General features: G+C 65.8%; 12 protein-coding genes and 2 pseudogenes. 1 reads left to right on the top strand and 13 read right to left on the bottom strand.

Annotated features, from left to right (window positions below):
- Positions 1-29: 29 nt before the first annotated feature.
- The 7 genes and pseudogenes from IPG63_16610 to rlmD all read right to left on the bottom strand — a co-directional run bounded on the left by IPG63_16610 (position 30) and on the right by rlmD (position 7404).
- On the bottom strand, positions 30-2903 hold the full coding sequence (locus IPG63_16610; GenBank protein ID MBK6728815.1) for a serine/threonine protein kinase: 2874 nt from the start codon (positions 2901-2903) through the stop codon (positions 30-32).
- A gap of 79 nt (positions 2904-2982) precedes the next feature.
- Positions 2983-3189, bottom strand: coding sequence for a cold-shock protein (locus tag IPG63_16615; GenBank protein MBK6728816.1), 207 nt, complete (start codon positions 3187-3189; stop codon positions 2983-2985).
- 88 nt (positions 3190-3277) lie between these two features.
- Complete coding sequence (locus tag IPG63_16620) at positions 3278-4030, bottom strand: S-methyl-5'-thioinosine phosphorylase (GenBank protein ID MBK6728817.1); 753 nt, start codon at positions 4028-4030, stop codon at positions 3278-3280.
- 4 nt (positions 4031-4034) lie between these two features.
- Positions 4035-4586: a hypoxanthine-guanine phosphoribosyltransferase gene (locus tag IPG63_16625; GenBank protein ID MBK6728818.1), complete on the bottom strand. Its 552-nt coding sequence runs from the start codon at positions 4584-4586 to the stop codon at positions 4035-4037.
- Positions 4583-5596 carry a beta-N-acetylhexosaminidase gene (gene nagZ / locus IPG63_16630; protein ID MBK6728819.1) on the bottom strand — a complete coding sequence of 338 codons (1014 nt, stop codon included), beginning with the start codon at positions 5594-5596 and terminating at the stop codon, positions 4583-4585. The genes IPG63_16625 and nagZ overlap by 4 nt, the downstream gene beginning before the upstream one ends.
- Positions 5590-6085, bottom strand: a pseudogene (locus IPG63_16635) (CYTH domain-containing protein). The gene nagZ and the pseudogene IPG63_16635 overlap by 7 nt, the downstream one beginning before the upstream one ends.
- A gap of 2 nt (positions 6086-6087) precedes the next feature.
- A complete protein-coding gene (gene rlmD / locus IPG63_16640; GenBank protein MBK6728820.1) occupies positions 6088-7404 on the bottom strand; it encodes a 23S rRNA (uracil(1939)-C(5))-methyltransferase RlmD in 1317 nt (438 codons plus the stop codon).
- A 62-nt stretch (positions 7405-7466) separates the two neighbouring features.
- Between rlmD and IPG63_16645 the strand changes: the two genes are divergently transcribed.
- Positions 7467-8183, top strand: coding sequence for a response regulator (locus IPG63_16645; protein ID MBK6728821.1), 717 nt, complete (start codon positions 7467-7469; stop codon positions 8181-8183).
- On the opposite strand, the gene recO is transcribed toward IPG63_16645, so the two are convergent.
- The 6 genes and pseudogenes from recO to IPG63_16675 all read right to left on the bottom strand — a co-directional run bounded on the left by recO (position 8149) and on the right by IPG63_16675 (position 14962).
- On the bottom strand, positions 8149-8877 hold the full coding sequence (gene recO, locus IPG63_16650; protein ID MBK6728822.1) for a DNA repair protein RecO: 729 nt from the start codon (positions 8875-8877) through the stop codon (positions 8149-8151). The two genes, IPG63_16645 and recO, sit on opposite strands and share 35 nt — an antisense overlap.
- 3 nt (positions 8878-8880) lie before the next feature.
- On the bottom strand, positions 8881-9774 hold the full coding sequence (gene era / locus IPG63_16655) for a GTPase Era (GenBank protein ID MBK6728823.1): 894 nt from the start codon (positions 9772-9774) through the stop codon (positions 8881-8883).
- Positions 9771-10610: pseudogene (rnc, locus tag IPG63_16660) on the bottom strand (ribonuclease III). The gene era and the pseudogene rnc overlap by 4 nt, the downstream one beginning before the upstream one ends.
- Before the next feature lie 214 nt (positions 10611-10824).
- Positions 10825-11652: a signal peptidase I gene (gene lepB, locus IPG63_16665; GenBank protein MBK6728824.1), complete on the bottom strand. Its 828-nt coding sequence runs from the start codon at positions 11650-11652 to the stop codon at positions 10825-10827.
- A 20-nt stretch (positions 11653-11672) separates the two neighbouring features.
- On the bottom strand, positions 11673-13466 hold the full coding sequence (gene lepA, locus IPG63_16670) for an elongation factor 4 (protein ID MBK6728825.1): 1794 nt from the start codon (positions 13464-13466) through the stop codon (positions 11673-11675).
- Between the two features lie 89 nt (positions 13467-13555).
- On the bottom strand, positions 13556-14962 hold the full coding sequence (locus IPG63_16675; GenBank protein ID MBK6728826.1) for a DegQ family serine endoprotease: 1407 nt from the start codon (positions 14960-14962) through the stop codon (positions 13556-13558).
- Between the last annotated feature and the right edge of the window lie 10 nt (positions 14963-14972).

Here is a 14972-nt window from a genome sequence, read left to right on the forward strand (position 1 = left end):
CGATGCCTTCGGTGGACCAGGGGCGAAGCTTAGGGCTTCGCGAGTCGCGGATGTTCGCGACGCCAGCGCGCGACTTCGTCTTCGCGCACGAACTCGCGCCCCGGGTCACGGCCGAGCGCGGCTTCGGTGGCGGTCAACGCGCTGCGCAAGGTTTCGACGTCGGCGTTCATGGCGGCGAGCGCCAGGGCTTCGATCCAGGCACTGGCAGCCAGACCACGCACGTCCGGCGCTGCAGCAGCGATTTCCGCGCGCACCGCGCGCACCTCGGCCAGTGCCTGCTCGGCCTCGCCGCGGGCCAGGGCGAGGTGCGCCAGCAGCAGCCGCCGCGCTCGCCGCGCGCCGGCATCGACCTGCGTCGGTGATGCCGCCAGCTCCGCCTGCGCCTCGGCGTTGCGACCCAGGCGCCACAGGCACTTCGCGACATTGGCGGCCGACTGCGCCAGGTCCGCATCATCCGCCGGCAATGACGCGCGCCGCTGCAGCTGGACGTCACGGTGCATCTGCAATGCCGCCGTGTAGTCGCCGCGCGTGTACAGCACGTTCGCCCAGTTGTTCAGCGCCAGCAGTGTGTGCGGGTGGTCGGGTCCGCGCGTCGCCAGGAACACCTGGTGCGCAAGGCGATACAGCGTGATCGCTTCCTCATAGCGGCCGGCAGCGCGGTACTCGATGCCGAGATTCAGCGCCGCGACGGCGGTGCGCGGGTGGGCGTCGCCGAAGATCTCGCGGGTACGGTCGAAGATGCGCTGCGCCAGTTCGCGGGCGCGCGTCGCCTCGCCGGCGTTGCCGGCCAGCACCGCGAGTTCGTTCAGCACGTTCAGTTGGCCCGGGTGGTCGGCCGGGAAATAGCGCTCGCGATACTGCTGCGCCTCGTTGCAGCGCTCCAGCGCATCGCCGCCGGCAGCCCGAAGCACGGCGATGCGACAGCGCGTCAGCAGCAACGAAGCCAGCAACTCACCGCTGACACCGGCCTGTGGCGCGGCCAGCAGGGCCCGTTCCGGATCGTGACCGAACACGTTCTGCCAGGAAGCCAGCGCGGCCGCGAGGGCAGCGGCGGCGGCGTCGATGCGGTTGCGTTCGAACTCGACGCGCGCGAGCAGGTTCAGCACCTCGGTGCGCAGCGCGCGACCCTGTACCAGGCCATCGCGCAGCGACGCATCGCGACGCAATGCTTCGAGGATCGCAACTGCCTCGTCATCGCGTCGGTTGCCCGCCAACGCGTCGGCCTGCAGCAGTTGCAGCGCGACCCGCAGATCAGCGTCGCGCACACGCCATTGTTCGCTGCCGACGAGTGCGGCATTGGCAACCTCCAGCGCCTTCGCATACTGGCCGAGCGCCAGCAGCACGTGCGCCGAAGTGCGCAGCAGTCCGGCGCGCGTGGCGCGGTCCATCGCGGCGTCGGCGAGCAATGCGTCGGCACCGCGCCCGGCCATCGCCACCGCGTCGGGCACCTGGCCGCGATGACGCATCGGATTGGCTTGCTCGAACAGGTCGGTCAGGAAACGCGTGGTCTGCTCGGCGCGGTCGCGTTCACGTGTGATCGCGTCACGCTGCCAACGCCAGTTCAGCGCCACCGTGGTCAGCGCCAACAGCACCGTCGCCAGCATCGTCATGGCGACGCGATGGCGGCGCACGAATTTGCGCGCCCGATACGCGCGATCGCCCTGGCGCGCAGCGACCGGTTGGCCGTCGAGCAGGCGGCGCAGGTCGTCGAGAAATGCGCCGATGCTCGCGTAGCGTTCGCCCGGCGCCTTGCGCAAGGCCTTGCGCAGGATCGCGTCGAGGTCGGAACCAAAGCCGCGCCGGGCGCGCTCGAGCGTGCGGCCAGTGGCGTCCAGCGCGCGCGCGACGCGACTCGGCGGCGCGGGGTCGTGCTCGCAGATCGCCTGCATCAGATCCAGGCTGGAAGTGTCGACCTCGCCGTAGGGCGATTGGCCGGCAATCAGTTCGTACAGCACCACCGCCAGCGAATACTGGTCGGACGCGGTTCCGATGGATCCGCCGCGCACCTGCTCGGGACTGGCGTAACGCAACGTCATCAGTCGCTGGTCGGCGGCGGTCTGCTGGATCGTGTGTTGCAGGCCGCGCGCGTCGATGGCCTTGGCGATGCCGAAGTCGAGCAGGCGTGGCCGCCCGTTGCGATCGACCAGGATGTTCGCCGGCTTGAGATCGCGATGCACAATCAGCGCCGCGTGCGCTGCCTCCAGCGCCTCGCCTACGGCGAGCACCAGGCGCACGCGCGTGACGAAGTCGGCGTGCTGCAGCTCGCACCAGCGGTCGATGCGCTCGCCATCGACGTATTCCATGACCAGCCAGGGCACGCCCTCCTCGGTCTCGCCACCGTCGATCAGGCGCGCGATGCCAGGATGATCGAGCGCCGCCAGCAATTCGCGCTCGGTACGGAAACGGCGCAGCAGTTCGCCCTCGGGGTCGTGCGCGGCGCCGAGCAGCTTGACCGCGACCCGCTGCACGAAGGCGCCGTCGCGACGCTCGCCAAGCCAGACCGTGCCCATGCCGCCCTGCCCGATCGCGCGCACCAGCTCGAACTGACCGACGCGTCGCCCGACCCACACCGCCTGTACCTGCGCCGCGCGCTCGGCCTGCCATTGGCCACGCAGCGCCGCGATCGGCCCGGGCGCGGTCGCATCCTCATCGTTGCCGTCATCGGCCGCCAGCCACGCCGCCACCTGCGCGCGCACCGCCGGATCGACATCGCCGCGCGCCGCCAGCGCGCCATCGCGCTCCGCACCCGGCAGCGCGGCAAGTTCATCGAACAGGGCACGCGCCCTGGCAAAGCGTTCGGGATCGGGAGCCATGCGCCGAGCATAACCCGCGATCGCCGCGACGCCGATGCGGAGACCAACAATGCCGAGATCGAGTGCGGCCACCCGCCATCGGCTCTTCACCGCACGATCTCATGATGGCCCCATTGACAAGAAAAACCCCGCCGAAGCGGGGCTTTTCCGGACATCGTCGAAGGTCGGATCAGCCGACCGGCACGACGCCTGCGGCTTGTGCGCCCTTCGGTCCTTGCTGGACCTCGAAGCTCACCTTCTGGCCTTCCTGAAGGCTACGGAAGCCCTTCGCGGTGATGGCAGAGTAATGGACGAAGACATCTTCGCCGCCGTCATCGGGCGCGATGAAGCCGAAGCCCTTCGCGTCGTTGAACCACTTCACGGTACCGGTGCGCATTGCTGAACAAACCTTTGCTGGGAAACACGGCTGGCCACAGCGGCGCAGCGACCGGAGTTTTTCCCAGATTGAAAATAATTACAAGCCTTCAGGCCGGATTCATCGCCAGCAGGGTCCGCACCAGGTCCGGAACGCACGCTGTGGCGGCGGCCAGATGCGCGTGGATCTCCTCCATGCTGATCTCGCTCGCATCGCCACAACCCGCGGCCCAGTTCGCAACCAGCGCGATGCAGGCGTACTCGAAACCAAGTTCGCGCGCGAGCACCGCTTCCGGCATGCCGGTCATGCCGACCAGGTCGCAGCCGTCGCGTCGCATGCGAGCGATCTCGGCGACGGTCTCCAAACGTGGCCCTTGGGTGGCACCGTAGCAACCGCCATCGATCACCTCGATCCCCGCCTGCGCTGCCGCGGCCAGCAGCCGCGTGCGCAACTGCGGCGAGTACGGATGCGAGAAATCTACGTGTTCGACCTTGACCCCGGCCGCATCGCTGAAGCTGGTGCAGCGGCCGTGGGTGTAGTCGATGATCTGGTCCGGCACCACCAGCGCACGCGGCCCCCTGTCGTAGCGGATGCCGCCCACGGCGTTGATGCCCAGCACGCGCCGACAGCCGAGCTGGCGGAAGCCGTGCACGTTGGCGCGGTAATTCACCCGGTGCGGCGCGATCGTATGCGACTCGCCATGGCGCGCCAGGAAGGCGACGCGATGACCATCGATCTCGCCGCAAACATAGGCGCCGGACGGCGCGCCGTAGGGCGTGTCGATCTCGACGCGGGTCGCGTGCTGCAACCCGGGGAACGCGTACAAGCCGGTGCCACCGATCAAGCCCAGTTCGATCGCCATGGCGTCAATCCTTCAGTGCGTAGATCGCATCGAGGCTGCGGCCCTGTTCGTAGTAGTCCATGCCGAAGCCGTAGACATAGCGGTCGGCAACTTCAACGCCAACGAAGTCGGCCTTGAAGCCGGGCACGCAGCGGTCGTGCTTCTTCTCCGCCAGCACCGCGATGCGCACGCTGGACGCGCCCTGCGCCAGGCACCAGTCGCGCACCATCACCAGCGTCTTGCCCTCGTCGAGGATGTCATCGACGATCAGCACGTCGCGTCCCGCAAGCGGCGTGCGCGGCGCCTTCACCAGCTCCAGCGCGTGGCCCATGGTGCCGCTGCGGTAACGCGTCGCATGCACATAGTCGAAGTGGTAATCGAGCCTGCTGGCGTGGGCGAGATAAGTGCCGAAGAACATGCCACCGTTCATCACCGTCAGGAACACTGGTGGCTGCGGCGCATCTGCATAGGCCTGGTCGAGTTCGGCCCCGAGGCGGGTGATGGCCGCGAACAATTGCTCGCGCGACCACAGCCGGTCGGAGTGCTTCAGTGCATCGGAAAGCGGATGTGCGTTCATGCCAAGGTCTCCAGGCGAAGCGCAGCGAGGTCTGCGCGGGTTTGTTGGACTTCTTCGGCTTCGACCAGCGCGCTCCAATCAGGCTGCGCCCGCGCCAGCAGCGCCACCCAGCGCGGCGGGGCGACTGGCTCACGGCTCGAAACCGCGGCGATGGCCTCGGCGACGATTGTCGGCGCGCAGACCAGCACGATGTCGCAGCCGGCATCCAGATGCACATCGATGCGCGCCTTGATGCCGCCCGCGGACTCGGCCGCGGCCATGCCGATGTCGTCGGAAAACACGATGCCGGCGAACTTCATCTGCTGCTGCAGGATCTCGCGAATCCAGCGTGGCGAATAGCCGGCCGGCTCCGGTGCCACTTCGGGATAAGCGACGTGCGCCATCATCACCGCCTCGGCCCCGGCGGCGAAGCCGGCGCCGAACGGATACAGGTCTTCGCGTTCGATCACTGCGAGCGGGCGCGGATCGAGCGCGGCATCGAAATGCGTGTCCTCGAGCACCGAACCATGGCCGGGAAAGTGCTTCAGCGTGGCCGCCATTCCAGCCCGGTGCATGCCACGCACATAGGCTGCCGCGAACGCCGCGACCACCGCCGGGTCATCGTGGAAGGCGCGGATACCGATGGCGCGATTGCCGCGCTTGAGGTCGATGCAAGGCGCGAAGCTGAGATCGATGCCGAGCGCGAGCATCTCGCCGGCCATCAGCCAGCCATGCCGTTCTGCAAGCATGAGCGCACCCGAGGCATCTATCGCATAGCGCTGACCAAGCCCGGCCAAGGCGGGCAATTCGGTGAAGCCGTCGCGGAAGCGTTGCACCGGGCCGCCCTCCTGGTCCACCGCGATCAGGAATAGCCCGCCGCGCAACGCGCGAACCTCGGCGCACAACGCACTGACCTGTTCGCGCGACTCGAAGTTGCGGGTGAACAGGATGACGCCGCAGACCATCGGCGCGCGAATCCAGTCCCACTCCTCGGGCGCCAGCGTCTTGCCGGCGATGCCGATCATCAGCATGCGATTTCCTCCAGGATGGCGTCGCGATCCGGCCAGGTCGCGAACGGCGTCGTCGCCAGGCGCAAATTGTAGAAGCGCGCCTCGTCGGTGAGTTCGCGACCGAGCCAAGCTGGCCGCGGAAACGGCGAATCGACTGCATCCAGCTCGATCTCGGCCACGATCAGCCCGGCATTGGCGCCGGCAAACTCGTCGATCTCGAACAGATGGCCATCGACCTCGACATGATGCCGGGTCTTGGTGACCCGTGTTCCGGCCAGTCGGTCGAGCAGCTCCAGGGCGTCCGCCATCGGCAGCGGGTACTCGAACTCCAGGCGCCGCACCCGCCTCGCGTGACTTGATGTTCAGTGCCGCCGCCTCGCCTTCCAGACGCACGCGCACCGAGCAACGGTCGCCCCCAAGATAACCTTGGTCCATCGCGATGCTGCGCACCGTCTGAGGGCGCCAGTCGGCACCACGCACCAGGAACTTGCGTTCGATCTCGACCGCCATGCTCAACGCTCGAACATCGCGATCGACTCGACATGCGCGGTGTGCGGGAACATGTCCATCACCCCGGCGGCCTTGAGCTTGAAGCCGTGCTGGCGAACCAGCATTCCGGCATCGCGCGCCAGCGACGCCGGATGGCAGGACACATAGACCACGCGCTTGACCTGCTTGAACGGGAACCACTCGATCAGCTTGTCGGCGCCGGCGCGCGCGGGGTCGAGCAGTACGCGATCGTAGTGTCGCCGCGCCCACGAAGCGTCGCGCTGGTTCTCGGCGAGGTCGGCCATGAAGAATTCGGCATTGCTGATGCCATTGCGCTCGGCATTGCGTTTGGCGCGCGCGACCAGGGCATGGTCACCCTCGATGCCGACCACCGCCTTCGCCAGACGCGCCAGCGGCAAAGTGAAATTGCCGAGGCCGCAAAACAGGTCCAGCACCGAGTCACCGGGCTGCACATCGAGCAAGTCCAACGCGTGGTCGATCATGCGCGCGTTGATCGCGGCATTGACCTGGATGAAGTCGAGCGCATCGAAGCCGAGGCGCAGGTCGAAACGCGGGATGTCGAAAAACAGCTCGACCGTCTCCGGCCACAGGGCATGTACCGAGTCCGGACCCTTGGGCTGCAGCATCACTGCCAGATCATGCTGCTTCGCGAACGCGATCAGTTTGTCCTGGTCACCCGCCGACAGCGGTTGCAGGTGGCGGAACACCAGAACGGTCAGCGCATCGCCGCAGGCAAACTCGATCTGCGGAATCTCGCGCAGCGCATCCAGCGTCGCCAGCAGCTCGGCGATCGCCCCGATGCGCTCGCCGATCGCCGGCAAAAGTACCGGGCAGGACGCGATGTCGGCCACATACTTGCCATTGGTCTCGCGGAAGCCGACCAGCACCCGCCCCTTCTTCTCGACATGGCGCACCGACAGGCGGCCACGGCGGCGATAGCGCCAGGGCTCGCCCCGCAGCGGGTCGAGCACACGCTTGGGCTCGACGTCGCCGATGCGAACGAGGTTTTCGAGCAGTGCGTTCTGCTTCGCCGCGATCTGGCCCGCAGGCGCGAGATGCTGCAGCGCGCAGCCGCCGCAGACGCCGAAGTGCGCGCAGCCTGGGGCGACGCGGTCCGGCGACGGCGAAAGCACTTCGACAACCTCGGCCTCATCGTACTGGCGATGGCGGGCGGTGAGCCTGGCGAGCACGCGCTCGCCGGCCAGCGCACCGCTCACGAACGTGGCCTTGCCCTCGTGGCGCGCGACACCACGACCGTCATGGCCGAGGTTGTGGATCTCGAGCTGCACCGGCTCGGCGGGGACACGTCGGTTCAACAGGACATCAACCGCTGGATTCGGGCCGTGTAGTCTACCGGCAAGCCATCCCCGAGGGCGTCTTGGTGAACGTAACCGCAAGCCAATCCATCCTGCTGGTCGACGATGACCCGATCGTGCTCGAAGTTCTGTCGGCACAATTGCGCGCGCTCGGGCATACGGTGACCACAGCGGCCTCGGCTGCCGCCGCAATCGCCGCCGCGCTCGACGCGCGCTTCGACCAGATCCTGCTCGACCAGAACCTGGCCGGGGAGGACGGCAGCTCGCTGCTGTCCAGCCTGCGCGAAATCGCAGGAGCCCGGCACGCGCGCGCGATCGCGATCAGCGCCGAACTCGACGACGCCCGCCAACGCCAGCTGCGGCAATGCGGCTTCGCCGTCGCTCTGGCCAAGCCGATCACGGCCGGAAGCCTGCAACTCGCGTTGGCCGGAGACCTTTCGCCCGCGACCGAACCAGCTGGCACGTCTGCCCTCGACGACGCGGCGGCACTCGCGATCTGGGGCTCGCCGGAAACGGTGCGTTCGTTGCGCGGCATCCTGCTCGGGGAACTGCCGGTGTATCGCGAAATGCTGCAAACCGCCGCGGCCAGCCACGACGAAGTCAGGCTCCGCGATGCGCTGCATCGAATGAAGTCGTCGGCAGGATTTTGTGGCGCGAAACCACTGCAGACCTTCATCCAGGCCACGCCGCGTGATGCGACCGACTGGAACGCGCTGCTCCAGCGCTACGACGACGCCTGCGCCGCACTCAAACCGGATCTGCTGGCCGCACTGGCGACCTGAGCACGCGCCAGGCATTCAGCTCGCGGCCGCCGAGGTGATGCAACAACAAGCTGCGCATCATCCGGCGCAGGTCCGCGAGCGCATCGGCCGCAGGCAACTGGTCGCCGCCAAGCGCCAGCAGCGCACGCCCGGACACGGCACCACGACCCGGCCCGGTTGCCGCGAACACGCCCTGCTCGGGATCGACCCGGTAGTGCTGCTCCGGCAGCACGACTGACCGCGAAGACAGGTCCCATGCGAAATCGATGCCGTAGCCGAGTTCGGCCAGCAACTGGACCTCGAAGCGGCGCAGCGCGAAGCCCAGCGCAGCATGGTCTCCAGGCAGGTTTGCGAGTAAGCCGGCGTAGGCATCGAACAGTTTCGGGTGCGGATCGTGGCGCGCAAGCAGGCGTACCAGCAGCTCATTCACGTACAGGGCCGACTGCAGCTGCACTCCGGCGGCGGCGATCGGCAAAGCCGTCGCCTCGACCGCGACCAGCAGGCCCATCTCGCCCTGCCCGATCCAGTCGCACTCGACCGGCTGCAGTGCACGCAAGCTGCCTCGCGAAAATCGCGGCCTTGGCGCACGCAGCCCGCGCGCAACCACCGCGACGCGGCCATGGTCGCGGGTCAGCAGTTCGAGGATTGCACTGGTTTCACGGTAGGCGCGTTCATGCAACACAAACGCCGGCTGCCGATCGACGCGTTCGCGCATGGCTCAGGCCTGGTCGATGCCCATGCGCTTCAACGCGCGTTCGTCGTCCGACCAGTTCTCGCGCACGCGCACCCAGGTTTCCAGGTGCACGCGGGCATTGAGCAGCTTTTCCAGCACCTTGCGCGCGCGCGTGCCGATCGCCTTCAACTGTGCGCCCCCGGCGCCGATCACGATCGCCTTCTGCGCATCGCGTTCGACCCAGATCACCGCACCGATCTTGACCAGATCGCCCTCCTGCTCCCAGCGTTCGATCTCGACATTGGTCGCGTAGGGCAACTCGTCGTGCAACTGCAGGATCAACTGCTCGCGCACGCGCTCGGCGGCAAGAAAGCGCTCGCTGCGATCGGTCAGGTCCTCGGCATCGAACTGTGCCTCGCCGATCGGCGCCAGCGAGGCCAGCACCTTGAGCAACTGTTCGGTGCCTGAGTTCTTCAGCGCAGAGATCGGCACGATCGCCTCGGGCGCATAGGCCTGCTGCAACTCCGCAATGATCGGCAGCAACTTGCCCTTGTCCGCAATTTTGTCCGCCTTGTTCAAGGCGATCACCACCGGGACCTTGCGCCCGCGCAGACGCTCGGCAACCAGTTCGTCTTCATCGGTGCGGCGTATGGCATCGAGCAGCCAGAGCACGATGTCGGCTTCCTCCAGCGCCGAGAAGGCGGTGCGATTCAGCATCTTGTTCAGCGCCCGCGCCTGGGCACGGTGGATGCCGGGAGTATCCAGAAACGCGAACTGCACCTCGTCGCGCGTCAGCACGCCGAGCAGGCGGTGGCGCGTGGTCTGTGGCTTGGGCGCAACGATGCTCAACGAAAAACCGACCAGGGCATTGAGCAGGGTCGACTTGCCGACATTCGGACGGCCTACGACGGCGACAGTGGCGAAACGGTGCTCGGTCATGCGGATTCCGCCTTGCGTTCATCGGCTTCGAGTTGGGTGATCATGGCCTGCGCAGCGCGTGCCTCGGCGAGCTTGCGACTGTGTCCGCGGGCTTCCGTCTGGCGGGCACGCGCATCGACCCGGCAATGAACCAGAAACTCGCGGGCGTGTTCCGGTCCGGTGGCGTCCACCAACCGGTACTGCGGCAAGCCCAGCGCGCGTGCTTGCAGCCACTCCTGCAGCCGGGTCTTGGCGTCCTTGCCGAACTCATCGCTGCGCAAACCGCTCAAGCGCGGCTCGAACCAGGCGCGCACCTCGGCACGACAGGCCTCCCAGCCAGCTTCGAAGTAGCGCGCTGCAGCCAGCGCCTCGAGTGCATCGGCCAGAATCGATTCACGGCGGTGCCCGCCCGATTTCAGTTCTCCCGGACCCAGTTGCAGGCGTTCGCCGAGATTCAAGGCGCGCGCCACTTCGGCCAATCCGGGTTCGCAGACGAGATGCGCGCGCATGCGTGTCAGCACGCCCTCGTCCAGCTTGGGAAAGCGCTCGTAGAGCAGTTCCGCGACCACCAGACCGACCACCGCGTCACCCAGGAACTCCAGCCGCTCATTGTTGGCGCCGCGGGCGCTGCGGTGGGTCAGCGCCTGCTCGCTGAGCGTGGCATTCACGCCTCAGTTCTGATCGCTGGAATTCGTGCCAATCTGCACCACACGCTCGAACTTGGCGACATAGTCGAGGTTGTAGAGCAGCGGCTCGCGACGCTCGTATTTCACCGACAAGGTATAGCCGGTGCCGGCACGCTTGATCTGGAAGCTCCGCTTGTTGACGTTCTTCTCATCGACGTAGTTGATGTACATCCGCTTCTCCAGCGACGTCAGGATCTCGGCTGGCGACCAGCGTGCAGCGCCGGGCTCTCGGGCGATTTGCTCCATGGCACTAACCACGTTGTAGTACTCGGAGTACGCCGGGAAGATCTTCATGCCGAGAAACGCGAAAAAACCCGCGACCGCGAGAATGATGATGAAACCCAGAAACGAGACGCCTTGCTGACGCGCGCGCAAAACCCTCATCTTACTCTCCTCCTCGGATGACCGTGCCGATTCGACCAAAATCCACGCCGCCGTTTTGACTGTCCCAGTTCATCCAGATGAAGAACGCACGGCCGACCAGATTCGCCTCCGGAACCATACCCCAATAGCGGCTGTCTTCGCTATTGTCGCGATTGTCGCCGAGCACTAGATAGCCGCCTTCCGGCACCACCCAGGTATCGCCAAGCGGCAGCGGGCGCATCGCGTAGGGGTCCTGCAGGATCTCGTGCTCGCGGCCGGGCAACTGTTCGATCGAGCGGATCGATCCGGTCATGCCGCTGCCCTGTCCCACTCCTTCGTAGCGACCGATCGGCACTTGCGATACCGCGGCGCCATTGATGTGCACGACCTTGTCCAGGTAGCTGACGGTGTCTCCGGGCAGGCCGATCACGCGCTTGATGTAGTCGGTACCGGCCATCGGGTCACCGGGAAACTTGCCCGGATACTTGAACACGACGACATCGCCACGCCGGGGCTTGCCGATCGCCACGAACTCGCGGTTCAGTACCGGAATGCGCAGGCCATAGGAGAACTTGTTGACCAGGATGAAATCGCCGATCAGCAGTGACGGCATCATCGAACTGGACGGGATGCGGAACGGTTCGGCGATGAACGAACGGATGATCAGCACGATGAAGATCACCGGGAAAAACGAACGCGAGTATTCGACCAGCAAGGGCTCCTTGCCGGCATCGCCACTGCGCGTGGCACGCGCCAGGGCGAACAACAGGTGATCGATCGCCCAAATCACGCCGGTGATGGCGCTGAGGCTGACCAGAATCAGGGCGAAATCGAGCTTGATGTTTCCCATGCGGGTATCCGTGTCTGGAATTACTTGTTGTCGGTTTGCAGCACGGCGAGGAAGGCTTCCTGCGGAATTTCGACACGGCCGACCTGCTTCATGCGCTTCTTGCCTTCCTTCTGCTTTTCGAGCAACTTCTTCTTGCGCGTCGCGTCGCCGCCGTAGCACTTGGCGAGCACGTTCTTGCGCATCGCCTTGACCGTGGATCGCGCGATGATCTGGGCGCCGATTGCCGCCTGGATCGCAACGTCGAACATCTGCCGCGGAATCAGTTCCTTCATCTTCTCGCACAGGTCGCGGCCACGACGATCGGACTGCGAGCGGTGCACGATCGTCGACAGCGCGTCGACCTTGTCGCCGTTGATCATTACATCGAGGCGCACAAAGCTGCCGGCCTCGAAGCGCAGGAAGTGATAGTCGAGCGATGCGTAGCCGCGGCTCGCCGACTTCAGTCGATCGAAGAAGTCGAGCACCACTTCGGCCAAGGGCATCTCGTAGACAATTTGGACCTGCGAGCCGAGATAGGTGATCGAGCGCTGTACGCCACGCTTTTCCTCGCACAGCTTGATGACATTGCCGACATAGTCGGGCGGCGTCAGGATATTGGCCTGAATGATCGGTTCGCGGAATTCGGCGATCCGGTTCGGAGGCGGCAGCTTCGAGGGATTGTCGAGCGTCAGGATCTTGCCGTCGCTGTCGAGCACCTCGTATACAACGGTGGGAGCCGTGGTAATCAAATCGAGGTCGTACTCGCGCTCCAGTCGTTCCTGCACGATTTCCATGTGCAGCATGCCGAGGAAGCCGCAGCGGAAGCCGAAACCGAGCGCATCCGAACTCTCCGGTTCGAAATGCAGCGAGGAGTCGTTCAGCGTCAGCTTTTCGAGCGCCTCGCGCAGATCCGGATAATCGTCGGCATTGGTCGGAAACAGGCCAGCGAACACGCGCGGTTGCATCTTCTGGAAGCCCGGAAGAGCGCTTGGCGCAGGATCCTTGGCCAAGGTCAGCGTGTCGCCGACGGGGGCGCCATGCACTTCCTTGATCGAGGCACAGACGAAACCCACTTCGCCGGGCCCGAGTCGATCGGTGATCTTGCGCTTCGGCGTGAAGATGCCTACCTGGTCGACGTCATGGACGCGGCCGGTCGACATCACCAGGATCTTGTCCTTCGGCTTGATCTCGCCCTGCATCACCCGCACCAGCGACACCACCCCGAGGTAGTTGTCGAACCACGAGTCGATGATCAGCGCCTGCAACTGGCTGCAGTCGCGCGGCGCCGGTGGCGGGATCTGCTCGACGATGGCTTCCAGAACGTCGCGCACATTCAGACCGGTCTTGGCGCTGACCTGCAACGCTTCGTCGGCATGGATGCCGATGACCGCCTCGATTTCCTTCTTGACGCGCTCGACATCGGCGGTCGGCAGGTCGATCTTGTTGAGTACCGGCAGCACTTCGAGGCCCATCTCGACGGCGGTGTAGCAATTAGCGACCGACTGCGCCTCGACGCCCTGGGCGGCATCGACCACCAGCAACGCGCCCTCGCAGGCGGCGAGTGAGCGCGACACCTCGTAGGAGAAATCGACGTGGCCGGGCGTGTCGATGAAGTTCAGCAGGTAGGTCTGCCCGTCCTTCGCGGTAAACGGCAAGGACACCGACTGGGCCTTGATGGTGATGCCGCGCTCGCGTTCGATCGGGTTCGAGTCGAGCACCTGCGCCTCCATTTCGCGCGCCTCGAGGCCACCGCAGATCTGGATGATGCGGTCAGCCAGGGTCGACTTGCCGTGGTCGACGTGGGCGATGATCGAAAAATTGCGGATGTGCTTCATGCAATACCAAGGCCCCGGCGGGATGCCGGGGCCACTCATTCGAAGGGATGGCGGATTATCGCACGAAGCGGCCCGTTTCCGGCGCCGGATTAGTCCTCGGGCGGCAGCGCCAGGAAGGAATTGCTGCCGCCACGCCGCACCAGCAGCATCACCGACTCGCCCTTGGCCACGCCTGCGGCTGCGGCCTTGAACTCGGCGACGCTGTTGACGCGCTTGCGGCCGACCATGATGACGACGTCGCCGGCGCGCAATCCAATCCGCCGTGCGGCAGTGCCGGTCACGTTCTCGATCAGCACGCCGTTGTCGATGCCCGATTGCTCACGCTCCTCGTCGCTCAGTTCGCGCACGGCCAGACCGAGTGCGTCGCCGTGCACCTTGCTCGCGTCGGGCCCGGGCGCAGTGGCGCCTGCGGCAAGATTGCCCGGGAGTTCGCCGACCACCAGCGGCACTGTCAACGGCTTGCCATCACGCACGATGCCGAGATGCACCTTGGTTCCCGGCGCGGTGGCGCCGATGACCGGGGGCAGGTCGCCGGAGCGCTCGATGCGGGTGCCGTCGACGCTGACGATCACATCGCCCTCCTTGAGTCCGGCCTTGGCGGCCGGCGTGTCCTTGTTGACTTGGTTGACCAGCGCCCCGGTGACCCGTGACAGCCCGAGCGCCTTGGCCTTGAGCGAATCGACCTCTTCCAGCGCCACCCCGAGGTAGCCGCGCGACACTTTGCCCTTGGCGCGCAACTGCGCCACGATCTGGTTGGCGTAGTCGATCGGAATCGCGAAGCTCAGGCCAATCGAGCCGCCAGTGTTCGAGAAGATCTGCGAATTGATGCCGACGACTTCGCCGGCCAAATTGAACAGCGGCCCTCCGGAGTTGCCGCGGTTGATCGCCGCGTCGTTCTGGATGAAGGGCACATAGCGCTGGTCGTCGCCGAGATTGCGTCCAACCGCGCTGACAATGCCGGCGGTTACGGAAAAATCCAGGTTGTACGGTGAACCAATCGCGACCACCCATTGGCCGGGTTTCAGTTTCGAGGAGTCACCGAGCGTCGCAGCGGTCAAGCCGGTAGCGTCGATCTTGAGCAGGGCGACGTCGCTCTGCTGGTCGCTGCCGATGACCTTGGCTTTGAACTCGCGTCGATCCTTGGTACGCACCGTCACCTCGTCGGCACCATCGACGACATGGTGATTGGTCAACAGGTAGCCATCGGGCGAGATCACGAAGCCCGAGCCGCCCGAAACGCGCTCACCACCGCCGCGTCGCGGGTCCTGGAACTGGCGCGGATCACCGAAAAAGCGTCGGAAGATCTCCGGCACTTCCTCTTCGCTCAGCTGTGAAGGGTCGTTCGCGTCGGACGCATTCTTGCGTGCGGTGATGTTGACCACGGCCGGCGCATTGCGCTCGACCAGTTGCGTGAAATCGGGCAAGCCTTGCGCGCGCAGCGGCGACACCGCTGTGACCACGACAAAAATGCCGATCTGCAGACAACGTTTCCACATGGATGGGTTC

This window comes from Lysobacterales bacterium, assembly GCA_016703225.1.
GTDB lineage: Bacteria > Pseudomonadota > Gammaproteobacteria > Xanthomonadales > Ahniellaceae > JADKHK01.